The 24,584-nt window shown below is 67.9% G+C and carries 20 protein-coding genes; 10 read left to right on the top strand and 10 right to left on the bottom strand.

Annotation, left to right across the window (positions count from 1 at the left end):
- Nucleotides 1-15 precede the first annotated feature (15 nt).
- Nucleotides 16-666 carry an SGNH/GDSL hydrolase family protein gene (locus C6Y14_RS34030; protein WP_159074368.1) on the bottom strand — a complete coding sequence of 217 codons (651 nt, stop codon included), beginning with the start codon at nucleotides 664-666 and terminating at the stop codon, nucleotides 16-18.
- A 127-nt stretch (nucleotides 667-793) separates the two neighbouring features.
- On the opposite strand from C6Y14_RS34030, the gene C6Y14_RS34025 reads away from it, so the two are divergent.
- Complete coding sequence (locus C6Y14_RS34025) at nucleotides 794-3,124, top strand: ATP-binding protein (RefSeq protein WP_107020732.1); 2,331 nt, start codon at nucleotides 794-796, stop codon at nucleotides 3,122-3,124.
- A gap of 95 nt (nucleotides 3,125-3,219) precedes the next feature.
- The gene (locus C6Y14_RS34020) at nucleotides 3,220-3,918 is read left to right on the top strand and encodes a GntR family transcriptional regulator (protein WP_225891410.1); all 699 of its coding nucleotides are present in this window, start codon (nucleotides 3,220-3,222) and stop codon (nucleotides 3,916-3,918) included.
- Between the two features lie 7 nt (nucleotides 3,919-3,925).
- On the opposite strand, the gene C6Y14_RS34015 is transcribed toward C6Y14_RS34020, so the two are convergent.
- From C6Y14_RS34015 to C6Y14_RS33990, 6 genes are all read right to left on the bottom strand, one after another.
- Nucleotides 3,926-4,864, bottom strand: coding sequence for an enoyl-CoA hydratase-related protein (locus tag C6Y14_RS34015; protein ID WP_107020731.1), 939 nt, complete (start codon nucleotides 4,862-4,864; stop codon nucleotides 3,926-3,928).
- The gene (locus C6Y14_RS34010; RefSeq protein ID WP_225891409.1) at nucleotides 4,861-6,627 is read right to left on the bottom strand and encodes a class I adenylate-forming enzyme family protein; all 1,767 of its coding nucleotides are present in this window, start codon (nucleotides 6,625-6,627) and stop codon (nucleotides 4,861-4,863) included. Before C6Y14_RS34010 ends, C6Y14_RS34015 begins: the two co-directional genes overlap by 4 nt.
- Nucleotides 6,628-6,711: 84 nt before the next feature.
- On the bottom strand, nucleotides 6,712-7,260 hold the full coding sequence (locus C6Y14_RS34005; RefSeq protein WP_107020729.1) for a flavin reductase family protein: 549 nt from the start codon (nucleotides 7,258-7,260) through the stop codon (nucleotides 6,712-6,714).
- Nucleotides 7,257-7,997 carry an ABC transporter ATP-binding protein gene (locus tag C6Y14_RS34000; RefSeq protein WP_107020728.1) on the bottom strand — a complete coding sequence of 247 codons (741 nt, stop codon included), beginning with the start codon at nucleotides 7,995-7,997 and terminating at the stop codon, nucleotides 7,257-7,259. Before C6Y14_RS34000 ends, C6Y14_RS34005 begins: the two co-directional genes overlap by 4 nt.
- Nucleotides 7,994-10,813, bottom strand: a complete 2,820-nt coding sequence (locus C6Y14_RS33995; RefSeq protein ID WP_107020727.1) for a branched-chain amino acid ABC transporter permease/ATP-binding protein — start codon at nucleotides 10,811-10,813, stop codon at nucleotides 7,994-7,996. The genes C6Y14_RS34000 and C6Y14_RS33995 overlap by 4 nt, the downstream gene beginning before the upstream one ends.
- Before the next feature lie 40 nt (nucleotides 10,814-10,853).
- Nucleotides 10,854-12,068, bottom strand: coding sequence for an ABC transporter substrate-binding protein (locus tag C6Y14_RS33990; protein ID WP_159074367.1), 1,215 nt, complete (start codon nucleotides 12,066-12,068; stop codon nucleotides 10,854-10,856).
- Between the two features lie 183 nt (nucleotides 12,069-12,251).
- On the opposite strand from C6Y14_RS33990, the gene C6Y14_RS33985 reads away from it, so the two are divergent.
- From C6Y14_RS33985 to C6Y14_RS33975, 3 genes are read left to right on the top strand one after another with little or no spacing between them, the layout of a single operon-like run.
- Nucleotides 12,252-13,070 (top strand): cupin domain-containing protein, encoded by an 819-nt coding sequence (locus C6Y14_RS33985; protein ID WP_159074366.1) that lies wholly within the window; start codon nucleotides 12,252-12,254, stop codon nucleotides 13,068-13,070.
- Complete coding sequence (locus C6Y14_RS33980) at nucleotides 13,067-13,732, top strand: nitroreductase family protein (RefSeq protein WP_107020724.1); 666 nt, start codon at nucleotides 13,067-13,069, stop codon at nucleotides 13,730-13,732. Before C6Y14_RS33985 ends, C6Y14_RS33980 begins: the two co-directional genes overlap by 4 nt.
- A gap of 53 nt (nucleotides 13,733-13,785) precedes the next feature.
- Nucleotides 13,786-14,817: an alpha/beta hydrolase gene (locus C6Y14_RS33975; RefSeq protein WP_107020723.1), complete on the top strand. Its 1,032-nt coding sequence runs from the start codon at nucleotides 13,786-13,788 to the stop codon at nucleotides 14,815-14,817.
- Nucleotides 14,818-15,258: 441 nt separating this feature from the next.
- Here C6Y14_RS33975 and C6Y14_RS33965 read toward each other — a convergent pair whose 3' ends face one another.
- Nucleotides 15,259-16,176 carry an SDR family NAD(P)-dependent oxidoreductase gene (locus C6Y14_RS33965; protein ID WP_107020722.1) on the bottom strand — a complete coding sequence of 306 codons (918 nt, stop codon included), beginning with the start codon at nucleotides 16,174-16,176 and terminating at the stop codon, nucleotides 15,259-15,261.
- 27 nt (nucleotides 16,177-16,203) lie between these two features.
- A complete protein-coding gene (locus C6Y14_RS33960) occupies nucleotides 16,204-17,397 on the bottom strand; it encodes an LLM class flavin-dependent oxidoreductase (protein ID WP_107020721.1) in 1,194 nt (397 codons plus the stop codon).
- Nucleotides 17,398-17,653: 256 nt separating this feature from the next.
- On the opposite strand from C6Y14_RS33960, the gene C6Y14_RS33955 reads away from it, so the two are divergent.
- Together C6Y14_RS33955 and C6Y14_RS33950 are read left to right on the top strand one after the other, a co-directional pair.
- A complete protein-coding gene (locus C6Y14_RS33955) occupies nucleotides 17,654-18,580 on the top strand; it encodes a TIGR03619 family F420-dependent LLM class oxidoreductase (RefSeq protein ID WP_225891408.1) in 927 nt (308 codons plus the stop codon).
- Nucleotides 18,577-19,428 carry an SMP-30/gluconolactonase/LRE family protein gene (locus tag C6Y14_RS33950; RefSeq protein ID WP_107020720.1) on the top strand — a complete coding sequence of 284 codons (852 nt, stop codon included), beginning with the start codon at nucleotides 18,577-18,579 and terminating at the stop codon, nucleotides 19,426-19,428. The genes C6Y14_RS33955 and C6Y14_RS33950 overlap by 4 nt, the downstream gene beginning before the upstream one ends.
- Nucleotides 19,429-19,585: 157 nt before the next feature.
- Here the strand turns inward: C6Y14_RS33950 and C6Y14_RS33945 are convergent, their stop codons facing one another.
- Nucleotides 19,586-22,228 (bottom strand): CaiB/BaiF CoA transferase family protein, encoded by a 2,643-nt coding sequence (locus C6Y14_RS33945; RefSeq protein ID WP_107020719.1) that lies wholly within the window; start codon nucleotides 22,226-22,228, stop codon nucleotides 19,586-19,588.
- A gap of 113 nt (nucleotides 22,229-22,341) precedes the next feature.
- Between C6Y14_RS33945 and C6Y14_RS33940 the strand changes: the two genes are divergently transcribed.
- The 3 genes from C6Y14_RS33940 to C6Y14_RS33930 are packed head-to-tail and all read left to right on the top strand — an operon-like array spanning nucleotide 22,342 to nucleotide 24,562.
- Nucleotides 22,342-23,007, top strand: a complete 666-nt coding sequence (locus C6Y14_RS33940; protein WP_107020718.1) for a GntR family transcriptional regulator — start codon at nucleotides 22,342-22,344, stop codon at nucleotides 23,005-23,007.
- A gap of 8 nt (nucleotides 23,008-23,015) precedes the next feature.
- A complete protein-coding gene (locus C6Y14_RS33935; protein WP_225891407.1) occupies nucleotides 23,016-23,426 on the top strand; it encodes a Zn-ribbon domain-containing OB-fold protein in 411 nt (136 codons plus the stop codon).
- Nucleotides 23,423-24,562 carry a thiolase family protein gene (locus tag C6Y14_RS33930; RefSeq protein ID WP_225891406.1) on the top strand — a complete coding sequence of 380 codons (1,140 nt, stop codon included), beginning with the start codon at nucleotides 23,423-23,425 and terminating at the stop codon, nucleotides 24,560-24,562. The genes C6Y14_RS33935 and C6Y14_RS33930 overlap by 4 nt, the downstream gene beginning before the upstream one ends.
- Nucleotides 24,563-24,584: the final 22 nt, after the last annotated feature.

Below are 24,584 nucleotides of genomic sequence, written 5' to 3'. Positions count from 1 at the left end.
GCGAGGGCGCGAAACCTACGACCACTGTGCCGACGAGGCGGCCGGGAGTTCCAGGCCGTGACGGGTGAGCTCGTGTGCGAACCGGCTGGTCAGTTCGACGGTGCCCGAGCGCACGCCTCCGTCCGTGCCGCCCGGGTCGAGGTGAATCGTCCCGAACTGGTCATGGAGCTCGTCGTACAGGTCGTCGAGCTGTCGTATCCGGGAGCGACGGCTCGCGGAACGCCAGCTTCCGGCCTGCCCCAGCCGTCCGGTGCCCTGCCGGGTCGTGAGCAGTACGGCGCCCCGGTTCGAGAGCACTTGGGCACAGTGCACCAGGTGCGCCCACGTCGCAGCAGGATCCCACTGCGGATCCCGCACGTCGGCCAGCCCGGCAGCCAGGCACACCAGGTGCGGCCGCTGAGCGACGGCGACACGAAGCTGGACCCGTCGCACGTCGTACGTCGCGGCCCCCGCGCTCCTCGTGTCGCACCAGGAGACGTCGTGAGCTGCACCGATGACCCGCGCCAGCAGCTGAGGCCACCCCCTCGCCGTACGACCCGTCGTACGCAGGGTCGCCCCGTCCCCCATGACCGCCAGCCGGACGTAGCGGCGCTCCGCTCCCGTCGCCAGCCTCCTCCTGGGCGCCCCGATGGTCAGGTGCGGCGGCTGATGACTCATCCCTGTCATGTGGAAACCCCTGACGTCGTGGCGGGCGTCACACCCGATCCAGGTCAGGCTCGCCGGTCCCGAAGCTCCGGCAATCCCTCGATCTACCTACATGCCTACCTATGGTGTCCCCCGCTACGATCGGCTGATGGGTCGATCCGCCCACCGCATCGACGGTGAATCGTTGCCCGCCGAGGTCACCACCTTCGTGGGTCGCCGCCATGAGCTGGGCGAGGCCAGGAAGCTGCTGTCCTCGTCGCGGCTGGTGACCCTGACGGGTCCCGGCGGAGTGGGCAAGACCCGACTTGCGATGCGCATCGCCGATCAGGCACGTCGCGCATTTCCCGACGGCGTGGTGCTGGTCGAACTGGCCGAGGTCCGCAGCGCCGAGCTGGTGCCGCACGCTGTCGCCCTGGCTCTGGGTTTTCGCGACGAACCCTCCGGTTGGAGTGCCGAGAACCTGGCCGAGCGGCTCGCGGACAAGCATCTGCTGCTGGTGCTGGACAACTGTGAGCACTTCGTCATGGCCTGTGCTCTGCTGGTCAGGCGGATCCTCACGCGCGCTCCCGAGGTGCACGTCCTCACCACGAGTCGTGAGGCGATGAAGGTCGGGGGTGAATACACCTATGCCGTTCCGCCGCTCCCCGTCCCCACCTGGGACGTGGATTCCCGCGCCGCCGACCTGGCGCAGTACGACGGCGTCCGGTTGTTTCTCGACCGGGCTCAGGCCCGAGCACCTGGTTTCGTCATGACCGAGAGGAACGCGCCGCACGTCGCTCAGATCTGTCACCGACTCGACGGGATTCCCCTGGCGATCGAACTGGCCGCCGACCGCGTACGCGCTCTCCCCGTCGAACAGATCAACGCACGTCTCAGCTCCCGACTGCGGCTGCTGACGACAGGCGACCGCAGCGCTTCAGCACGTCAGCAGACCCTGCTCGCTTCCATCACGTGGAGCTACGACCTCTGCTCGCAGTTCGAGCAGCGCCTGTGGGCACGCCTGTCGGTGTTTCCGAGCAGCTTCGTCGTCTCCGCCGTCGAGTCCGTGTGCACCGGCGACGGCCTGGCCCCGGACGACGTCGTGGACCTGCTGACAGAACTGGTCGAGAAATCCATCCTGACGCGCGAGGAGGACGCCGGCCCCGAGGCGCGGTACCGGATGCTCGGCACCCTGCGCGAGTTCGGTCACGAACGGCTTGTCGCGTCGGGCGAGAGCCACTCCGTCCAGGAGCGGCTCGTCGAGTGGTGTACGCGATTGGCGACCCGGTACCGCGAGGGCTGGTTCGGGCCCGGCCAGCAGGAGTGGTCGTCCCGCCTGCGCGCCGAACACCAGAACGTCGCGTCCGCGCTGGGCTTCGCGTTGGATGCACGCCACCCCGCTCAGGCGATGAGCATCGCGTCCGACCTCAATCTCTACTGGGTGACGGCCGGCTTGATATCAGAGGGGCGTCACTGGCTCCGGCGCGGCGTCGAGGAGTCCGAGCCGGGTACCCCAGGCCGTGCCACCGCCCTGCGTTGGCTCGCGTACTTCTCCTTCTACTCGGGGGACGCCGGAGTCGTCCCCCAGCTCATCGCCGACGCACTGAGTGAGCTCGGGCCCGAGCCGGCCCCCGGCGATCTGGCCTACCTGCGTTTCGTCGAGGGAATGGCCCAGCTCGCCGAAAGCGATCCGCACGGGGCACAGGCTCCGCTCGACCAGGCACTCCGCCTGTTCGCGTCCACCGACGACGATGTCGGAAAGGCACACGTCCTCCTCGGATACGGCCTCACGCAGTGGCTGTGCGGGGATCTCGCGTCGGCGAAAGAACTCCTCCAGGACTGTCTGCGGCTCACCGAGCAGCACGTGGAGAGCACGCTGCATTCAAGTGCCCTGATGAACCTGGGCATGGTCGTCTGGGACGCGGGCGAGCCGGCAGCAGCCGAAGCCATGACACTGGAGGCCCTTCAGCTCAAGGTTCACGACGTGGAGCTGATCGGGCAGGCGATGTGTCTGGACGCGCTGGCCTGGTTCAGCGTCACCCACGATCCGCAGCACGCGGCCACTCTGGCCGGATGCGCCGAGACCGTATGGCGGCAGAGTGGCGCCTCCATCGAAACCGTCGGCGCCCTGCGCAAGTTCCGCGACGCCTCGCTCGAACAGCTGCGTGCCAAGTTCCCTGATCGCGTCCTGGCCTCGTTCATGGCCTCGGGCGCGGAGTTGTCGCCGGCTCAGGCACTGGCCTACGCCACGGGCGCGCAAGAAGCCGGCAGCGCGAGCGGCGATCACGCCGAGGTGTTCCGTCCCCTGACCAACCGCGAGTGGCAGGTCGCGCGGCACGTCGCGGACGGCCTTGGAAATCGACAGATCGCCGGCCGCCTCGCCATCTCGCCGCGTACGGTCGATGCCCACGTGGCTCACATCCTGGAGAAGCTGGCCTTCAGCAGTCGGGCCCAGGTCGCCGCCTGGGTGGCAGAACGACAACGCGAGCCCCGCGGCTGACACTCCGGCCTGCTGATGCCGCGCACGGCAGCCATCCGCATCCCTCACACTGACATATGCTGTATCGGACACGATACGTGAACTCATTGGAGGGTATGCGTTCGATGATCGAACGACCTGAGAACCTGACCGATCTCGTATTCACGGCGATCCGGAAGCGAATGATCGATGCGAGCCTTCCGCCTGGCAGCTCGGTCAGTGAGGCGATGCTGTCCAAGGACCTGCAAGTCAGCAAGACCCCGGTGCGCGAAGCGCTGCTGCAGATGCGCCAGATCGGGCTGGTGGCACCGTCCGGGCGTGGTCTGCGCGTCGTGGTGCCGACCGCTCGTATCATCCGCGACGCATTCGAGATGCGTGCCGGCCTTGAGGCGGCGGCCGCACGCTACGCCGCGGACCGCGCCACCCGCGAGCAGAAGAACGAACTGGTGGAGCTCGCGCAGGCCTCCGCCGAGGTGGCCGATGACTTCGAAGCCTTCCGTGACGCGGACACCTCTTTCCACCAGGCCGTCGCTGCGGCTGCGGACAACGCGATGCTGCACAAGGCGGTGGAGGACGCCGTGGTCCTCACGCAGGTCCTGCGCCAGCGGGACGTGCACGTCGAGCGGGATTTCACTCCGGACAGCAGGGAGCACATCAGGATCGCGCAGGCCATCAAGTCCGGTGACGGCGCAGCCGCCGCCGACCGCCTGTCCGAGCACATTCTGCGGATCATGGAACAACTGCTCCAGGCCTTCGGAGGGAAGGCGACCGGTGACGGCGGGCTCCGTCCCGCGGAACTGCGCTCGCCCGCCTGAGCGCAGTTCAGAGAAACCCTTCGCCACGCGCCGGACCGTCACGCCACTCCAGGGCGGCTTTGAGGCCGCCCTCGCCGAGCCGCTGCGCGAAGTCCCGGGCTCCGGGCCTCAGCGCTCCGCTGAGCGAGTGCATGGTCCATGCCTGCTGGAAGTGGGTCCGCATACCCATGATCTCGTAGGCCTGGTTGACGGACTCCTTGTTGGCGGCGAGCAGCGACGGCGCTATGTGGCTCATCGCGCGCAGCTCACGCATCGTCCGCTCCTCAAGCTCCTCGGGAGGAAAGGACTTCGCGACCCAGCCCATGGCCGCCGCCTCGGCGCCGGTCACACTGTTCCCGGTGAGCTGCAGGTACTTTGCCCGGGCCATGGTCATCCTCCACGGGAAGAACGGGATGTCGGGCGAGGTCATGCCGCGCACCGGCGGGTAGCCGATCTGGGCGTCATCGGCGACGAAAGCGATGTCACACAGGGACATCAGCTCCGTCCCTCCGGCCAGGCAATGGCCGTGCACCATGGCGACCACCGGCTTGAGCAGCTCCCAGACATTCATCCAGTCGCGCAGGCAACTGCGCGCCCACTGGTCGGTCCAGCCGTCGAACTCCTCGGCGTCGATCCACCGTTCCGGACGGGTTCCGTCGTCCCAGTAGGACTTCGTCTTCGGCTCTTCGCTCTCCGGCTCTTCGCTCTCCGGATCGGGTTGTCGTCCGGTCGACAAGGCATAGCCACCGGAGAACGACGGCCCGTTGGCCCGGATCAGGACAACCGTGACGTCATCGTCGCTCTCGGCCGTCCTGAGCGCGTCGATGAGTTCGCGGCGCAGCCGGAAGGTGAGCGCGTTGCGCCGTGCCGGCTGGTTCAGGGTCACCGTGGCGATCCGGTCCTCGACGGAATAGAGGATCTCCTGATACTCGGCCGGGGATGCGTCGGCCCCTGAGGGTGTCGTCATGGCTGCTCCTTGACTGCTGCGTGCGCTTCGAGGCTGGCTCGGAGCTCGGACTTGAGTACCTTCCCGGCGGGGTTGCGCGGCAGTGGACCGGTCCGGACGACCAGCACGGCGGGGACCTTGTAGGCGGCGGCTCGCTCGGCGACATGCCGCTGAAGCTCTGCCGACCCGATCGCCGACCCGGCCCGTACCTGCACCGCCGCCGCCACCTCTTCGCCGAGGATGTCGTGCGGGATGCCGAAGGCCGCGGCATCGATCACGTCCGGGTGGGTGGCGAGCAGTCCCTCCACCTCGGCGCAGTAGATGTTCTCGCCGCCGCGCAGGACCACGTCCTTGATCCGGTCGACGATCCGCAGGAACCCGTCCTCGTCCACGGTCACCAGATCCCCTGTGGCGAACCAGCCGTCGGCGTCACAGAACGATTCGTCCGGCCGGTTCCAGTAGCCCTTGGCCAGGGTGACGCCCCGCATCCGTGCCTCGCCGACCTCGCCCGGGCCGGCGTCGGACCCGTCGGCGGCCACCACCCGGACCTGGCTGACCGGGAAGGGCCGCCCGGCCGCGTCCGGCCGGGCGAAGAAGTCGGATGACGCGATGCCCACCATGGGACCGGTGGTTTCGGTGAGGCCGTAGCCGGTGCTGGCCAGGACCTCTCGCCGGAACTGGCGCCCGATCCGCTGGATCTGGTTGCCGGGTGTAGGTGCGCCACCCGTCCCGATCTGGCGAAGACTCGGCAGCGTCGTACCCTTCGCCTCGGCCTCGTCGAGCAGCTGCCGCACCATCGTGGGGACACCCGCGAAACCGTCGAGGCCGAGCGTGTCGATGAGAGCCACGGCCTTGGGGGCGTCCCAGCGGCGCATGAAGACGAGGTGCTGCCCGCGCCAGGCGGCCACGTAGAGCTTCGGAAGATTGGAGATGTGAAACAGCGGACCCCCGACGAGGGCCTGCGAGGGAGTGCGCACGGGCCGGACCGGTTCCGACCGGGCCCGGTTCGTCGCTGCGTGGAGGGCCCCCTGGTAGAGGATGTTCATGAGTCCGGTGGTGTGGGCGCGATGCGTGGCGACGACACCCTTGGGCTGCCCGGTCGTGCCGGAGGTGTACATGATCGTGGCATCGTCGTCGGGCGAGATCGCGGCAGCGAGTGTGCCGAGGTCTGCCACAGGGCCGGCCACGATGTCGTGCCAGGCCAGATCTCCCGCGTGCGCCTTCGGTGCGGCCTCGACCACCGTGCGCAGCGCCGGCAGACCGGAGCGGTGCTCGGCGACGAGCCGTGCGCGCTCACCGTCGGCGAACAGCAGGCAGGCACCGCAGTCGGCCAGCGAGCGGGCCAACTCCTCACCGTTCCACCAGGAGTTGAGTGGCACGGCCACGGCGCCGAGACAGGTCACCGCCGCGAACGAGAGTGCCCATTCCGGGTAGTTGCGCATGGCGATGGCAACGCGGTCGCCCTGGCGGACTCCGTGGTCGACGACCAGGCTTCCCGCGATGCGACTCACCATGGCGGAGTAGTGCGGCCATGTCACCGTACGGTCCTCGTAGGAGAGAGCCGCGGTGTCGCCCCACGACGCGGCTCGTCCGAACACCTCGGCCAGCGTCGTGGGCGCGTTCCGGTAGACCGTTGTCGGGACGCCGCGCACCGGCACCACCGAGGTCTCGAAGTCGGCGCCGGGCGCCACCAACGCGGCCTCGACAGCGGTGCGGGTCGATGTCTCCGGTGCCGTCGGCTCCCTGCTGGTGGCGATGCTCTCAGAAATGAGCGTGCTCCTCACTGTCGGGTCCACTGGCCATCCAGACTTACCCGGACCTGCCGATCGGGCCACTGTTCGGTTCCGGCGGACTGAACGGCCGCACGTTCAGGTGATGTCCGCCTCACCGAGCGGGCTCAGAGTGGCGAAGGCGCTCTCATGGAAGACGAGCGGTGAGACGTCGTAGGAGAGGCTGAGTGCCCGGATGCGGAGCAGGACCATGGTGTGGTCTCCGGCCGGTGTCTCACATTCGAGGACGCAGTCGAAGCGCGACACCGAGTCGGCGAGGAAGACCGCGCCGCCTTCTGTGACGTTGCCGAGATCGATGTTCGTGAAGCGGTCTCCCTCGCGCGCCGCCAGCTGGCGGGCCTCAAGTTGCTGGCCGGAGGCGAGCACACTGACACCGAGTGAGGGAAGTTGGCGGAGCACCGCCCAGGTGCGCGAGCTGTTCTGGGTCGCCACACCGATCAGCGGCGGGTCGAGCGAGACGGGGATGAACGCGCTGATGGCCATTCCGACCGTCTCCCCCTCGGGTGTCGTGCCGCACAGCGCCACGACTCCGCTCGGGAAGGTTCCGAAGGTACGACGCAGTGCCTCGGGGGTCGGATGTGTGTCGTTGATGTATGGCGTGTCCCGGGTCGTCTCCGAACGTTTCATACCAGTCCCTCCGCAATCGCCGCGTCGATGCTGGGCTTCTCACCCAAGTAGCTCGCCTCCAGCAGTTCCGCGTCGCGCCGGAGCTCGGAGGCCGTGCCTTCGGCGACCACCGAACCGTGGGCCATCACGTATCCGCGGTCGGCGACCGTCAGCGCGGCGAGGATGTGCTGCTCCACCAGGAGCACACCCATCCCGCGTTCGTCGGCGATGCTCCTGACGATCGGGAGCAGCCGTTCGACGATGATCGGGGCGAGCCCCAGGCTCATCTCGTCCAGGAGGATCACCTGCGGGTCTGCGACCAGGGCGCCGGCGAGTGCCAGCATCTGCTGTTCACCGCCGGAGAGCAGTCCGGCGCGCCTGCCCATCAGGTTCGCGAGTACGGGGAAGTGACCGAGGACGTCATCGATGGACACGCTTGAGCGGCGATGTCTCCGTAGTCGGAGGTTCTCCGCCACCGTCAACCGGTAGAACAGCCCGCGGCCCTCGGGCACGAGGGCGAGTCCGCGGCGTGCCACGACGTGGGCGGCCGCGGGGGCCGGTCTGCCACCGACGTGAACGGTGCCGCCCAGTCGCGGCAGGGCACCTGCGATAGTCAGCAGGCTGGTCGTCTTGCCGGCGCCGTTGGCCCCCAGGAGGCAGACGACCTCTCCCGCCGCGACGGTCAGGTCGAGGTGGCGGACGACGGGCAGCTTTCCGTAGCCGCAGCTGAGATCGTGGGTCTCGATGAGTGCGGTCATGATCCCACCTCTTCCTTTCCGACAGGAGCATCGTCTGCGTCCTCTGTCGTCTCGAACGACTGGCTGCCCAGGTAGGACTTGAGGACGAGAGGATCGGTGCGCACCGCTTCAGGAGTTCCGGTAGCGATCTGTTTGCCGAATTCGATGACGTAGACACGGTCGCAAACGCTCATCACCAAGTGCATGTCGTGGTCGATGAGCAGGCAGCCGACACCGGTACCCGCGATCCGGCGGAGCTGCTCGCCGAAGGCGAGGCTCTCGGTGCTGTCCAGTCCGGCGGCCGGCTCGTCCAGCAGCAGCACCTGCGGTTCCATGGCCAGGGCTCGGGCCATACCGACCGCCTTCTGTCTGCCGAGCGGCAGTTCGGAAGGCTTGCGGTCCGCGACGTCGGTCAGCGACATGAGTGCCAGGGCCCGCTCGACAGGCGCAGACGCCGGGGTCGTGGGCCGCACGGCGTCGCGGAGCATCCCCAGGGCTTCGTTGCCCGTCTCGTTGGCGACTCGCACGTTGTCGGTGACGGTGAGGTCCTCGAAGAGTTCACCGGCCTGCCATGTCCTGACGAGGCCACGCCGCGCGCGTTCATGCGCGGGCCGCCGGTCGAGACGGTCACCCGCAAGGTCCACGTCCCCCGTGCTGCGGGTGAACCCCGTCAGGGCGTCGACGAAACTTGTCTTGCCGGCGCCGTTGGGGCCGATGAGACCGACGATCTCGCCAGCACGCACGTCGATGTCGACGTTGGACACGGCTTCGACACCGCCGTATCTGACCGTGATACCGCGGGCGGAGAGCGATACGTCTCCGATCTGCCGAGGGGTCTTCGCAAGGGCCGGGCTGCTGCTGGACTCGGCGCTGCGGGCCTCGGGTTTCGTCCGGGACTTGCGAGGTGCCAGACGGGCCCGTGCCTTCTCGTAGTCCGACCGGGTCTTGCCCGCGAGGCCGATCGGGTTGAACAGGACCGTGAGGATGAGCGAGATGCCCGTGATCAGCATGTAGTAGCTGCCGAGGTGGAGATTGCGGTCCATGAACACGTAGACGATGCCGAGGCTCGCCGACACCCCCGCGAGGGCGGCGCCGCTCACGCTGGTGATTCCCGACAGGTATGCCGCTGCGAGGAACGACAGGCCCACGAACACCCCGAAGGAATCCGCGGACAGCTGTCCGCGGCTGTAGCCGATGAGGCCGCCGCCCAGACCCGCCAGGAAGGAGGAAGCCGCGAACGCCGCGAGCTTGACCCTCGGCACGTTGATGCCGATGGCTGCGGCGGCTCGCTCGTTCGATCGGATCGCCAGCATCGTCCGGCCGGTGCCGGATCGCATCAGATTTCCGACGCAGAGGGACGCCACCACGACGATGACGAGGACCATGACACCGAAGGGCAGCCGCGCGATCTCCTGGCCACCGCGCACCGAGAGATTCCACCCGAAGAGGGCCGGGTCGGGGATGAGGTTCGCCGTCGCCGAGACGAGCTTGGGGTTGGCAAGGACGAAGTCCTGCAGCGTGAGCGCGGCCGCCAGCGTCACCACGGCGAGTTGGGCGCCGCGGATGCGCAGCGCCGGGATGCCGACGAGGACTCCCGCGACGGACGCGAGAGACGCCGCGATGAACAGTGACAAGGGGAACGGCACCGAGTCACCGAGCTTGGACAGGACGATGCCGGCGACTCCCGCGAACGCCGCCTGTGCGAGCGAGATCTGACCGAGCAGTCCGGTCAGCAGCACCAGGGAGAGGGCGATCAGCGACACGGCCAGGCTGGTGATGACACCGAACCGGTAGGTGCCGGACGTCAGGGCGAGGGCGGCAAGGCCGACGGCTGACCAGGCCGCAACCATATGAGGACGGTTGCGTGGGACCAGTACGGCGGGAAGCGAGGACCGTACGTCGTCGCCACGGGTGGGGATCGCGCGGCCCAGCACGAAGAGGGCCACCACGATCACGAGGAAGGGCACCACGTTGGTGAGCCCCTGCTTGGCCCACTCGGGCCACCAGTCCCTGGTCTGGGAGAAGTACTGCAGGACGGACTGGACCACACCGAGCGCCAGGGCGCCGAGGAGGCCGACCGTGAGCGAGCTCAATCGGGCAACGAGCGCGCCCGCCAGCGCGGGAACCACCAGGAGCGGCATGGTCGAGGGTGAGAGGGTGCCCGTAGCGGGTCCGGCCAGCACCAGGACCAGGGCGGTGAACATGGAGGAGAGCGTCCAGGTGACCAGACCGGTCGAGGTGGGTGACAGTCTGGCGAAGCCGGCTGCTCGCTCGTTCTCCGCGGAGGCCTGGATGGCGAGGCCCATCCGGGACTTGCGGAACCAGAGCGCCAGTGCGACCGACAGCACGACCGTGATGCCGACCAGCCAGAGCCGGTCCTTGGCGACGTTGACGCCGGCCAACTCCACCACGCCCTGAGGGAGGACCACCGATCGCAGCAGCGGGACGGTGCCGTACTTGAGTCCTACGACGGCCTGCAGGGTGAGCAGGATCCCGACGGCGGCGACCACCTTCGCCAGGGGAGGTGCCTTGCGCAGCGGCCTGGAGACCGCCAACTCGGTCATGGCACCCAGAAGTCCGGCGACTGCCACCGCTGTCGCGACGGCCAGCCAGTTGGGCGTGTGTCCGACGTCGAACGAAGGAAGCCATGGCACCGGCAGCGTCAGTCTTCCTTGCCGCAGCTCCTCGTAGACATACATGGGCACCGCGGCCATCGCTGCGGCCGCGAAGTTGATCAAACCCGTGCCCTGGTACGTCAGAACGACCCCGAGGGTCAGAGCGGCATACACCGCTCCGACACCCAGGCCGAGCACGAGAAAGAGGAGGATTTCGCTCACTGTGCGGCTCTCGCCTTCTCGCTCGAAGTGACCTGTCCGGTCACGGCAGGACCGCGGACATGTCGACGGGCTGGTCGGGCAGCGGCTCCAGGACGCGGTCCTTGCCCGGGGCGGCGTAGACGTTCCCGGCCCCACAGGCCGTCGTGTCGGGCCACGTCGGAGTGGAGCAGTCCCAGCCGTTGAGGCGGAAGGGTTCCCGTTCGCCCTTCCACGTTCGCAGTCCGCTGTGAACAACCTGGGCCGTCAGGGATTTGTTCTTGGCACCGAGGTCCCGAAGCAGCTGGCCGGCCATGAGCGCGGTGTAGAAACCGGTCTGACGCTGAGTCACGCTGCCCTTCGCCGGCAGGTTCGAGGTGTAGGCCTCGAAGATGTCGAGGTCCTTCTTCACCCGGGCCGGCGGGTTGGCGAATTCGGGGAGGTAGTACGGGGCGCTGAACAGGACCTTCTGAAGCACGCTCGGGTCCAGCTGCGGGATGATCTCCGTGTTCGCCCCGGCGGTGATGTAGCCGCTGAAGCCCGCCGCCCGGAACGCCGGCACGGCGGCCAGACTGTCCGCGGCGACATAGGTGCTGATCGCGTCCGGCCCCCACGCGAGGACCGTCGCCGACTGAACCGTCCAGTCGGACTGGGCCGGGACGTAGAACACCTTCGCCTTCAGCCTCAGCTTGGCCGCGGCAGGCTCGATGACGGTTTTGTAGGTGTCGTGGCTCGCCGGGTTGTCCACCAGGACGACGGCCGCCTTCGAGGCACCCAGCTTCTGCAGCTGGACAAGGTTGGCCGCGTAGCCCTCTTGCGCGGACCCCTGCATGAAGTAGGCGTCACCCACCGCCGAGTTCACACCCGGGGTCAGCGGGAAGTTCCCGAACTCCGCAAGTCCGGCGGACTTCAGCACGGGAAGCATGGCGTCGGCGCCGAAGTCGGCGCCTTGCACGGCCAGCACAGCCTTCTGCTCGACGAACTGGTTGGCACAGTTCACCGACGCCTCGGGCGTTCCGTCGGTCTTGCAGTTGATCGACTTGAGCGGGTGGCCGTTGACGCCACCCAGCTGCTTGTTGATGTAATTCACACCGGCTTCGAAGCCGAGCCGGACGTCGGCGAGTGAGATGGAACCGCCTTCGAGGTTGTGAAAGCCGATCGTGACCGGGTCCATCGTCTTGTCCGCGGCTTTGCCGCCTGCGATGGTCGGCGCTTTGGCCTGCGAGCCGGACGAATCCGCCTTGTTGCCGGAGTCAGTACTTCCGCAAGCAGTACTCACAGCGAGCAGGGTGGCGAGGGCAATTCCCCCCGCGATGTTGGATGTTCTCACTGCCTCACCTCTCGGTTGAGCAGACGGTCCCGCCGCCTGTTCCGGCTGCGCGTGCGATGTGCATCACCCGCCGGATGGAGCGGCACGATACATGAGATATCGTACGTCGCAATAGACTCAAGCGGAGGAATCATGAAGACGCTTCGTGTTGCTCGTGACGGCCAGGACAACCCCCGGCTGGAGTCCTTGCACCTGCCGTTCATCACGCCAGGACCCACTGCTACCGCTCATGACCATGAACTGGCTCCCGATCCGAGCAGCGTCTACGCCGTGCGGCAGGTACGGTCGGCGGCCGCTCCTGCCGGGCCGCTCCAGGAGCTCACCGGCACCGGTGAGCGGCGGCTCGTCCTGGTGATCTCGGGAACGATCCAGGTGGTCGTCCCCGACATGCGGGCCAGCCTGGGTGCGGGTGACGTGCTGTTCCTCGATGTTCCCGGCCCGCTCGCAGCGCCCGTGCTCATCCGGGCCGCATCCCCCTGTTCCTACCTCCAGGTCGAGGTCGAACCGGCCTGGCTGCCCATCGGCACCGTGCCGCCGGCTCTCGACGAGGGCCGGCGGACGGCATACGGTTCGCCCCGCCTGCTTCGCATGTTCTCCGACGGCGAGGTCGCCCACCTGTCACCCTTCGACGACCTGTTCCCGGCTCCGGGCGACAAGGCTCAGGAGGTCGACGCGCTCAGCTTCGTGTGCCTGTCACCATCCATGAAATCCGACTGGCACACCGAGCCCGGAACGAGTCTGCTCATCGTGCTCACCGGCGGGTTCGAGATCGAGGTCGGCGGGAGCGGCGGGCGACGGACCCTCAGGGCGGGCGATGTCTGCCTCGTGGAGGACTTCGAGGGCCAGGGGCACAAGAGCTCGTCGGACGGCGAGACGCGCTTCGCGGTTCTGGCCCTCCCGAAGGACCACCTCTGGAGTCGGGACGGCCAAGCGGAAGAGGCAGCGGCATGACCGGTCGGATCGACCTCTTCGAGGCACTGGAAAGCTGCCGATCGATCCGGCGGCTGCGTCCCGACCCGCTCCCCGACGAGCTGCTGGAGAAGCTGATCCACTACGCGACCCGCGCGCCGAGTGCGGGCAACAGCCAGTTGTGGAAGTTCCTGGTGGTGACGGCACCGGAGGACCGCCGCTGGTTCCGGGACATGCTGGTCGAGGCAGTCGGCCACCGGTTCCCTGAACCTCCGCCCGCCGACACCTCGGCGGCCGCCGAGGGACGACGCCGGTACCGACGGTTCATCTTCGACTTCGACCGGATCCCGGTACTCGTCCTGCCTCTCATCGAGAACGCGTTCCCCGACCGGGACAACCCCGATGTCCGCTTCGCGTGGTCGTCGATCTACGCAGCGACGCAGAACCTGCTCCTCGCAGCCCGCGGTCTCGGGATCGGGGCGGCGATGACCACGAACCACCTTGAGAACGAACCCGCGGTCCGCGAACACTTCGCCGTCCCGGCCACGTTCGAGATAGGCGCGACCATCCCCCTGGGCTATCCCATCGGCCGCTACGGCCCGCTGACCCGCCGACCGGTGATCCCGACGATGTACCGTGACCGTTTCGGCGCGCCGTGGGCTGCGGGCCAACCAGATCGAGCGTCCACTGACCCCGCCGACTGAGATACGGTATCTGATATAGACATTCGGTGGTGCGGACCTTAGGGTTCCCATCCATGGAACTGGTCACGGAACCCCGACTTCGCGAGATCATCGAACAGATCACGCCCCTCCTGGCCAACAGCCAGGCTCCCGCCGTCAGGCAGCCGCCGGCCGACCCCGTCGCACGGGACGCATGGTTCACCGAGGTCGCGCAGGAGCGCGCGAGGCAGCAGGCGCAGATGAGCGGAGGCGGCACAACGCCGCCGGCCATCGAAGGTGTCGAGGTGAGCGAGATCCGCATTCCTGTCACCGGGGAGTGCGGATGGTCCGCCTGCGCCGCGTGCACGACCGGTTCGATCGACGCGATCGTGTACCGGCCCGTCGACGTGGCGACGGCACCCGCCTACCTGCACTTCCACGGCGGAGGCTTCTGGATCGGCGGCGGGCTCGACGTGCTGCGGGCCAACGCCATGGTGCACGGCGCGCGTGCCCGCGAACTCGGCGTCGTCGTCATCGACGTCGACTACCGGTTGGCGCCGGACCACAAGTTCCCGATCCCTGTCGAGGACTGCTACACGGCTCTGACCTGGGTCGCGGCCAATGCCGACCAGCTCGGTGTCGACCCGGCCAGACTCGCGGTGGGCGGCGGCAGCGCAGGCGGCAACCTGACCGCCGGGGTGGCGCTGATGAGCCGCGACCGAGAGGGGCCGGCCCTCTCCGCACAGGTGCTCAACATCCCGGTCACCGACAGCGGCTGCAACACCGCCTCGATGCGCCTGTTCGCCGAGGGCTACGTCATGACCCGACAGAACGCCTTGGAGATGTGGGACATGTACCTCGCCTCCCCGGCCGACGCACATCATCCCTACGCCTCCCCCATGCACGCGTCCAACCTCCGCGGCCTGCCCCCCACGCTCGTCGTCCTGGGCGACTACGACGTCCTGCGCGACGAAGGCAGCGCGTACGCCCGGCGCCTCGTCGATGACGGAGTCACCGTGACGATGCGGCGTCTTCCTCAGACCCACGGTGCTGAACTCCCCGAGAACGGACCTGAGACCGAGCGCCTGATCAACGAACTCCTCCGCGCGAACCTGCTCAAGAACTAGGGCGCGTCCTCAAACGGATCTTGCCCGGAGCAGGAACGACGCGAGTGTGACCGCCGCTTCTTAGGAGGTTGCGGTCTTCTCGTATCGGGTGGCGATACCGCGGAAGCCTTGAGCTGGTTGAAGCGGCGTTCGACGACGTTGCGTTGGCGGTAGACCTGCCGGTCGAACGTCGATGGCCGCCCGCCACGCGGCCGCGGTTGTGCCGGTGTCCGGTATGGCGGTGTTACGAATTCCGTTAGGACCGATCGTTCTGCCTCGTTGTCCGCAGCAGCGCGCCCGTACGGCGTTCCGGCGCCTGCCGGCCAGGACCGTCAACTGGGCCTGTCACCGCTCCTCGGCCTCACTGACTCGCCCCGCCGGCCGGACGATCGGCGGCGGGGCGAAGTCGTGTACTGAGGATGCTGATTCTGGTGATCGACCGATGTCGTGCACAGCCACTCGTCAGAGAGACGAGCCGCCGTCGGTGCCGATGACCTCACCGACGATGGCGCTCGCCGCGTCCGTGGCGAGGAACGCGACCACGTTGGCCGTCTCCTCGTGCAGGAGGTAACGGCCCAGTTGGTTGCGGATCAGGGAGTAGAACCACATGTCGTTGAGCACCGGGATCTTCTCCTTGGTGCGCACCATCGACGCCGGGTTCACCCCGGCCACGCGGATGCCGTGGTGGATGACCTCGGCGGCGAGGAACTTGGTGAAGGAGGCGAGCCAGCTCTTGCCGGTGCCATAGAGGAGGTTCTTCGGCGCAGTCGGCATGTTCGCGGAGGCACTGCCGATGTTGATGATGTGTCCGCGGCCCTGCGGAATCATGTAGTCGAGAACAGCTCTGCTCGCGTACATCGGTCCGGCCATGGTGCCCCGGATGGAGCGGTCGAGATCGTCCCGGGTGGCCGTACTGAAGTCCACTACGGCGACGTCGACGGCGCTGTTGACCAGGACGTCGATTCCGCCCAGCAGCGAGTGACATTCCGCCATCCACCGCTGGACGTCGTCCCAGTCCGTCGCGTCACCATGGACGCCGAAGGCCCGGGTCCCCCACTTCTCGGCCACCCGGGAGGCCACGCCGTGCGGGTCCGGACCGGAGTACTGCGGCATGCTTCCGGTCGCGTCCGTGGTCTCGACCTTGATGTCGACCAGGGCGACGTCGGCACCGAGGCCGGCGAACCGATTGGCGCAGGCCTGCCCGAGCCCCGCGCCACCTCCGCCGGTGATGACCACCTTCCTGCCACGCAAATCGAGCAGGTCCGTCAGGCGCTTCTCGACCGAGTCGAACGGCATGCGCTGCTCGTCCCACAGGACCTCAAGGCTGTCACCCGCCTCGACAGCGCGGGAGTAGAGCTTCTTGAAGTAGTCGTTCCCCATGATCTCGTCCCTCTCAGCGGTATCGGGTCACAGGCCCAGGCGGGTCGGCTCTTCAGCGTTGCCGAAGGCCACATGGCCGGCGCCGTCGACCGCGCCGCGCATCTCGGCTGCGAGGGGTGCCTCCAGCTCGTGCAGCCGCGGCAGCACCTCCTTCGCGAAGAGCCGCATGGATCGCTCGGCCTGCTCGCTCGGCATCGCCCCGAACCGCACATTGAGGACGAACTCGTCCGCGCTGGTCTTGCGCTGAATCTCCTTGAGCTTTTCGAAGACCTGGTCCGGTGTGCCCCACGCCTGCGGGCGCGCGCTCTTCTCCGCCAGGGTCTCCTGGTCGGTGATCGCGTTGCTGAGCTTGGCGTACTGCTCGTACCCCTTGGTGTTGCGGAATCGCTCGGGGTCGTCGAACTGGTAGTGGCGCCTGCTGCTCTCGCCCGCTTCGAGGGAGTGCACCTTCATGGCCTGCCAGGCCTCCTCCTCCGTCTCGGCGCAGGTCATCCGCACCACGACAGTGGGCTGAGTCGGCTTGAGTCCGTTGCCCGCCCGAATGCTGTTGAACGCCGCGACGTCCGACGAGTAGTCGTCCCAGCTCTTCTGGTTCGTCATCAGCATTCCCAGCCCGGCATTGGCCGCGATGGGAAGCGTCTCCGGACTGGTCCACGCGATCCTCATACGGTCCATGAGCCGCTGCGGGTTGCGGTAGGAAGGACGGATCGTGGTCTCGGGGATCGTGAAATGCTCGCCCTCGTGCGAGAACCACTCCTGGGACATCGCCTTGCGAAGGATGTCCAGGGTCTCGTTGAAGCGGCTGCGCGCCTCGGCCATGGGCACGCGGAACGCGTCGAACTCCCGGACCGCCGCGCCCCGGCCCATGCCCAGGGTGAGCTGGCGGCCCTGCAGCAGATTGTCGAGCGCGCTGATCTGGTCCGCGACCACGATCGGGTCGTACCAGGGCAGCACCACGATCATCGTGCCGAAGTCGATGCTGCTGGTCCGGCCGGCCATGAAGGTCAGGTGCTGCAGCGCCCCACCGGTCATGACGTACGGCGTGAAGTGGTGGTCGATCGCCCAGTACGAGTCGAAGCCCAGCGGCTCGACCAGCTCGGCCAGCGCGATCTCCTCGTCATAGATCTGCTGGTCGGTCACCTTCGGCGGGCCGGGAGCCTTCGAAAGGAAACGGTCCCAGTCGAGGTAGTTCTGAAAGTTGAAGTGGACTCCGACCTTCATGGTCTCTCCTCCAGCAACGTCTAGGGCCCCCGTGCCACGAGTTGTGGGCCCGGCGGACGCTCGGCGCCCTGAGTCAAACAGCAGCCCGGTCGCGGCTCCACGACTTCGTTCCGGCTCGCAGAACCAGTCGAAACGGGGCGGTCGGTGTTCTGTTCTGCGAGACGTCACCCTGGTCGGTGCACGTGTTCACGCCCGAGACTCATGCGGCAGGTCCGAGCGCGTCGCGCCCACCTCCTGCACCCACCACGAAGGGCGGATGCTCCAGATGAAGATCGGCGCTCAGCTCGCTGTCACGACTCGTACGATCGACGCCGTCACACTGGCACGGGAGCTCGAATCCCGGGGATTCGAGTCGTACTGGGCCCCCGAACACACCGTCGTACCCAAACACCCGGGTATCGCCTTCCCCATGACCGGCGGCGAGATCCCCGACGTCTACCACCAGATGGCAGACCCGTTCGTCGTCCTGAGCATGATGACCGCCGTCACCAGCAGCCTTCGCGTCGCCACCGGCGTCTGCCTGGTGCCGGAACATACGCCGCTCACACTCGCCAAGGCCGTCTCCACCCTGGACGCGTTCAGCGGAGGCCGCTTCATGTTCGGCCTCGGCACCGGATGGCTGCGCGAGGTCACCGAGCTCCACAACCCGGCCGCGGCAGCCAAGCCCTGGGGTTACACCATCCAGGCCGTCGCGGCGATGAAGGAGCTGTGGGCCAACGAGTCGGCGCGGTACGACGGGGACCTCGTCGCCTTCCCGGAGATGGTCTGCGATCCACGGCCCATACAGCGCCCGCATCCGCCCGTGATCGTGGGCGCGCAGCCCACACCGGTCGCCGCGAGGCGTATCGCCACCTGGGCTGACGGATGGCTCGCCACCGGCGTGACACCGGCACAGGTTGCCGAGTTCCGGGCCGCCATCGACGCCGAGTGCGCACGGATCGGACGGGACCCGAGCGAGGTGTCCGTCACCGTCGGTGTACGCGACCCCGGCGAGGACATCCGTGAGGCGTACGCCGCGGCCGGCGTCGAACGTCTGATGGTCCTCCTCTACAACCACCCGGGCACCCGCATCCCGTTGGAGGACTGGGCGGCGGTCGGCGTCGCGACCTTGTCGGCCCCGCCGCCGACCCCGGACGAGACCCTGCGCGCGCTGGACGCGGTGACAGCCATGGCGGGCCTGTGAGTCGCCGATGGGTCCCTCGGACCCTGCTCGACGGCTTGACGTTCGCCGAGAGTCCACGGTGGCGAGACGGCCGACTCTGGTTCTCGGACATATTCGCGCACCGTGTGATGACGGTCGACGAGTCGGGTCGAGCAGAGGTGGTCGTGGAGTTCACCGGCGGTGAGCGTCCCAGTGGCCTCGGCTTCCTGCCCGACGGCCGGCTGCTCATCGTGAACCTCAGTGAACCGAACATCCTCCGACTCGACACCACGGGCGAGGTCGTCGTACACGCCGACCTGTCCGAGCTGGCCGTAGGCGGACTCAACGACATGGTGGTAGACGACCAGGGGCGCGCCTACGTCGGCTCGATGGGCACTCACTCGAACGCTGAGAAGCGACCTGTCGACGCGGACGGCGTCGTGATCCTGGTCGAGGCGGACGGCCGCGCGAGGGTGGTCGCCGAGCGGCTCGACGCACCCAACGGGCCGGCCTTCCTCGACGGCGGGGACACCTACGTCGTCGCGGAGTTCCCAGCTCAACGGCTGACGGCGTACGACCGTGGGGTGGACGGGTCACTCTCCGCGCGCCGGACGTGGGCCGATCTCGCACCGGCCGGCGCCGACGGGATCTCCGTCGACCCGGCAGAAGGGATCTGGTGCGCATCGCCGTGGACGTCCGACGTCCGGAGGGTCCTCGAAGGCGGCGCCGTCGCCGATGTCGTCGGCTTCGGCGACCGGATGCCGTTGGCTTGCGCGGTCGGCGGCCATGACGGTCGGACGCTCTTCGTCCTCAGCTGCGTCGGGGGCGCCGAAGCCATCGCGGCCCGGACCTGCACCTCGGTCATCGAGACAGTCCGGCTCGCCTCCTGAGGGAGACGGCCGGACTGCCGGTACGGCTGCGGAGCAGATCATCGCTCCTGTCCGCCTTGTCGGTCCGTCGAGGACCTGACGGGTGTGCGTGCGTCGACACCCGTCCCTCGCAGTGGTCTTGACGTCGCTGCCCGGCGTCGACGTCAAGACCAACCGGTCAGAGCGCTCCGTCCGCGCGGAGCTCGGCGATCCGGGCGGCGTCGAGCCCGGCGAGTTCCTTGAGCACTTGGTCGGTGTCCTCCCCGTAGCTCGGCCCCGACCGGCCGTATCTGCCGCCGATGTAGGTGGGCGTCTCGGAGAACCAGGTCGGATGCTCCTTGACCGGCCAGCGGCCGAGTTCACTCTGCTCCAGCTCCACCTGCCAGCCGAGTGCGTCCAGTTGCGGATCGGACTCGTGACGATCCTCTGCGGTCTGGCACACGCCGGCGGGCACTCCCCTCGCTTGCAGCTCATGCATGAGCTCGAAGCCGTCCCAGTTCCGGGTCACCTCGGCCAGGTACCCATGCAGTGCGTCAGCGTTCTCGATCCGGTCCACCAGTCTGGTGAAACGGTGGTCGTCACGCAGTTCCTCGATACCGAGGACGTCGGTCACGCCGTACCAGTGGGCATCGGTGAACGACGCCAGCGCCAGCCAACGGTCGTCGCCCCGCGTGGGGAACGCCCCGTGCGGAGCGGCCTTCTTGTACGGGGAGGCGTTGCCGTAACGAGCCCAGTCGCGGCCGTTGGCGGTCTTGTCCAGGATCGCCGTCCCGGTGAGATACAGGCCCGTCTCGCCCTGGGACGCGTCGATATGGCAGCCCAGCCCTGTGACATCGCGCCGGTAGAGCGCGGCGAGTATGGCCGTCGACATGTTGTACGCCCCGAACCAGTCCAGGTAGGAGTAGCCGATCCCCGCCGGCGGAAAGGGGGCGGGCAGTCCCGACATGTCGCTGATCCCGGAGATCGCCTGGGCGCTGGGCCCGAAGGTGCGCACCTTGCCGTAGCTCCCCCGCTCGCCCAGGCCGCTCTGCTGCACGTAGATGATGCGCGGGTTGAGTTCCCGCAGCCGGTCGTAGCCGAGTCCCATCCGGGTCATCGTGCCGGGCGAGAAGCCCTCCAGGACCATGTCGGCATCCCTGATCAGGTCTTCGAGGATCTTCCGTGACTCCGGGTGCTTCAGGTTGAGGGAGAGCGACCGCTTGCCGGAGTTGATCTCCATGAAGGAGCCACTGCGGTTCGGGCTGCCGTCGTCCCCCGTGTAGACCGGGGTGGGCAGGGCGTCCACAGCGGCGTCCCGTTCGGCGCGGCCTCCTGGTGGGCAGGCGCCGAGCGGACTGAACCTCATGCGGTCCGGTCGGCTGATGTGCTCGACCTTGATGACGTCGGCGCCCGAAGCAGCGAGGAAACGACCTGCGCCGGCACTCGCCAGCATCCAGCTCATGTCGACGACGCGCACGCCGGACAGGGCGAACGGCTTGCCGTGCGGGCTGGTGACGGTCGTTTCGTTGCGAGGTGAGGTGTAGGCCGGTCGCTGTTGTGGCCGGCCACGGTTCCACTCTGCCTCGATCTCGTCGGTGTGCTCACCCACCAGCGGCGGCCGCGGTCCGCGGGGCCATTCGAACTCCTCCGTGACCCACTTCCCGCCGGTGTAGAGGAAGGTACGGTCGAGCTCGGGGTGGTGGACGTCGAAGAACGCGCCTCTCTGCAGCCAGTGCTCGTCCGTGGCGTTCTCCTCGGGGCGCCGCACCGGTGTCCAGGGAAGATTCAGCGCCTGTGCGTCACGCCACACGTCTCGCTCGAACAGGGTCTGCCCGAGGAGGAGGTTGACCTGATGTGCCAGCCGGTCCCGCGCCTCATCGCTGTTCCGGTAGTCCGTGGCGTACTTGGGGTCGTCCAGGTCGGCCTCGAATCCGTACGTGCGCAGGAGCTCTACGGTGGCGTCCCATTCGTCGCCCTGGGAGCGCACATAGGTCCGGTACGGCAGGACGTAGCGGCCGTCCTTGGTCTGAGCGATCGAAGGACTGCGAGCCGACGTGGTCGAGTGCCGGCACGTCACGCGGCGGTGCACCTGCTTGAGATAGATCCAGTCCGGTAGGTCGGTCTCGGTGTTCTGGCTCACTGCCTGGTGCACGCTCGTCGACAGCGCCTGTCCTCGTCCCGTGTGCAGCCGGTAGGTCAGAGCCGCCAGGATCGACATCGCCGCCATCTCGCCGGCGATGTAGTACGCCTGCCACATCTGGGGGGCGATGGGTGGGGTGTCGTATCCGTTCGCCGGGTCAGGATCGTAGCCGCAGTTCATCATCACCCCGCCCAGGGCGAGATGGACCAGGTCGCTTCCCTCGTAGTCGCGCCATGGGCCGATGTCGCCGAACGGAGAGATCCTCGCGTGGATCAGGTCGGGCCGGACCTGTCGCAGTGCGTCGTACCCGAGGCCGCGTTCGAGGAGGTGGTTCCGCGGCGTGCTGTCGAGGACCACATCCGCCTGGGCGGCCAGGGTACGGAATCGCTCCTGGTCGGTTTCCGAGTCCAGGTCGAGGACGATCGAACGCTTTCCCAGGTTGTGGTGCCAGAAGTGCAGACTGCGATCGGGATGGGGCTCGTCGTCGAGGAACGGGCCGTACGTCCTGGTCTTCGCACCGCCCGGCGGCTCGACCCGCACCACATCCGCGCCCAGACCGGCCAAGACCTTCCCACAGTATTCGCCAAGCTCGTCGCCGACCTCAAGAACACGCAGCCGGCCCAGGAACGCGAAGTGCTCTCGGAGTTCCTTGTCCGGCAGGTCGCCGGGCCAGGTGATCCCCTCGTGCAGTGCGTAGCTCATGACAGCCTCCTCGTTTCGAGATACGATATCCCATACAGCACATGTCAATGTCTGATATCTCAAGATCGAGTTGCCCCACCAGGCGCGAAAGCGAGGCAAAGAGTGGCCACCCCATGATCCAGAGACCTGACAACCTCACCGACCTCGTATTCGCCGAGATTCGCGACCGCATCGTCAATGCGTCACTGCCACCCGGCAGCCCGGTCAGCGAGGCGACGCTCGCCAGGGAGCTGATGGTGAGCAAGACACCGGTCCGCGAAGCGCTCCTGCGGATGCGCCGCATCGGACTCGTGGAGCCGACACCGCGAGGGCTCCGCGTCACGCTCGCCTCGGCCCGGTCGGTACGGGAGGCGTTCGAGTACCGCGCCGTTCTGGAGTCGGACGCCGCGACCTACGCCTCCCGCCACGCCACGGGCGAACAGCTCGAAGTCATCGCACGGTGGGCCGCCGAGTCCCTGGACTGCGCCCGCGGCGGCGATCCCTCCGGCTTCCGGCGGGCAGACCAGGAGTTCCATGTGGCGGTGGCGAACGCCTCGGGAAACGGGTGCATGCGTTCCGCCGTCGAGGACGCCTTCGTCCTGACGGTCGCACTGCGCCGGCGGGACGTCGGCCTGGTCCGCGACCTGGTCCCCGACGCGCTCGAACACCTGGAGATCGCCGACGCCCTGTGCGAGCGCAACTCCACCGCGGCGAGCACCCTCCTCTCGGGCCACGCGCTGCGCATCATGGACCAGTTGCTCGACGCGATGGCGCAGTCCGCCGCCGTGGTCGCCAGGTGAGCCCCGCCATGCGCCCCCTGCCCCGACCCACCGACCTGTCGCGCCCGTTCTGGGACGGCTGCCTCGGCGGAAGACTTCTCGTGCAGCGCTGCGCGAACTGTGAGCGGTGCTTCTTCATCCCCAGCGCCTTCTGTCCCCACTGCCTGGACACCGACTACGCGTGGGTCGAGTCCTCGGGGCGCGGCCACGTCGTCACCTTCACCGTCGTCTGGCGGCCACCGACTCCGGCCTTCGACCCGCCCTACGTCGTGGCCGTGATCCGGCTGGAGGAGGAGTACGAGATGTTCACGAACATCGTCGGTGCCGAGCCGGACACGGACCTGATCGGGGCCGCAGTTCGGGTCAGGTTCCATCAGGAGTCCGCGGACGTCGCCCTGCCGTTCTTCGAGCTTGCGGCGGCGACCGGGCGGCGCCCGTGAGAAGCCGACAGCCGGTCATCGTGGGTGCGTTCAACACGCGACAGGCGCGCAAGCTGGCGGGCGAGACGTCCGACACCGTGACCGCGGCCGCGATCAGGGGTGCGTTGAGCGACGCCGGCCTCACCGTCAAGGACGTCACCGGCGTCAACATCCTGCCGGGACTGGACTATCAGAACGGCTCGCGTAAGTTCGGTTACGCGCTGGGCATCCCCTACTTCTGGGCCGGCCGCGCCATGCCTGGTGCCGCATCGGTCCTTGAGGCGGCCACCGCGATCGAGGCCGGTGTCACCGACGTCGTGGTGCTTGCCGCCGGCGAGGCCGGGATTCATCAGAACGCCGCGACCACGGCGCCCTGGACCCGGCCCTCGAACGAGTTCATCGAGTGCTGGGGACTGATGACTCCCGCCGAGTTCGCCCTCTCGGCCAAGCAGTACATGCACAGGTTCTCGGTCGACCCGCTCAAGGTCGCCCAGGTGGCAGCAGTGATCCGGAACAACGGTTCACGGAACCCGGAGGCCGTGTACTGCGGTCGCGGCCCGTTCACGGCAGAGGACATTCTGGCCTCACGCATGGTCGCGGACCCCTACCACCTGCTGGAGTGCGCCACGACCGCCGAAGGAGGCAGTGCTCTCGTCCTCACCACGGCGGAGCGCGCCCAGGACCTCCCTGGCGTCGCTGTCTCCGTGCTCGGCGGTGGTTCCGAGAGCTGGGGGCCGAGCTACACACATCCACCGACCTACGAACGGGTCGGGATGCTGGGCCGGGACGCGGCCGACCGCGCCTTCGCACGCGCCGGGCTGACCCGTGAGGATGTCGACGTCTTCGAGCTGTACGACAATTTCAGCTGGGAGATCATCCGGTATTTCGAGGCGTTCGGCTACTGCGGCGTCGGCGAAGGGCCGGACTTCGTCGCCGACGGCGCGATCGAGGTGACCGGACGCCATCCGGTGGTGACCGACGGCGGCACGATGTCGCATTCGCACACCGGGGAGTCGCAGCGGATCCAGCGTGTCGTCCAGGCGGTGCGCCAGCTTCGAGGCTCGTCCGCCGCCAACCAGCTGCCCGACCCTCAGATCGCGCTTGTGGCCGCGCTCGGCGATGTGGTCCTCCTCGGACGGACCCTCGCCAGGCCATGATATCTGAGATATTGTGTGCGGA

This window comes from Streptomyces dioscori, assembly GCF_003024195.1.
GTDB classification, from domain to species: Bacteria; Actinomycetota; Actinomycetes; order Streptomycetales; family Streptomycetaceae; genus Streptomyces; species Streptomyces dioscori.
This window is presented reverse-complemented; position numbering and strand designations above follow the sequence as displayed.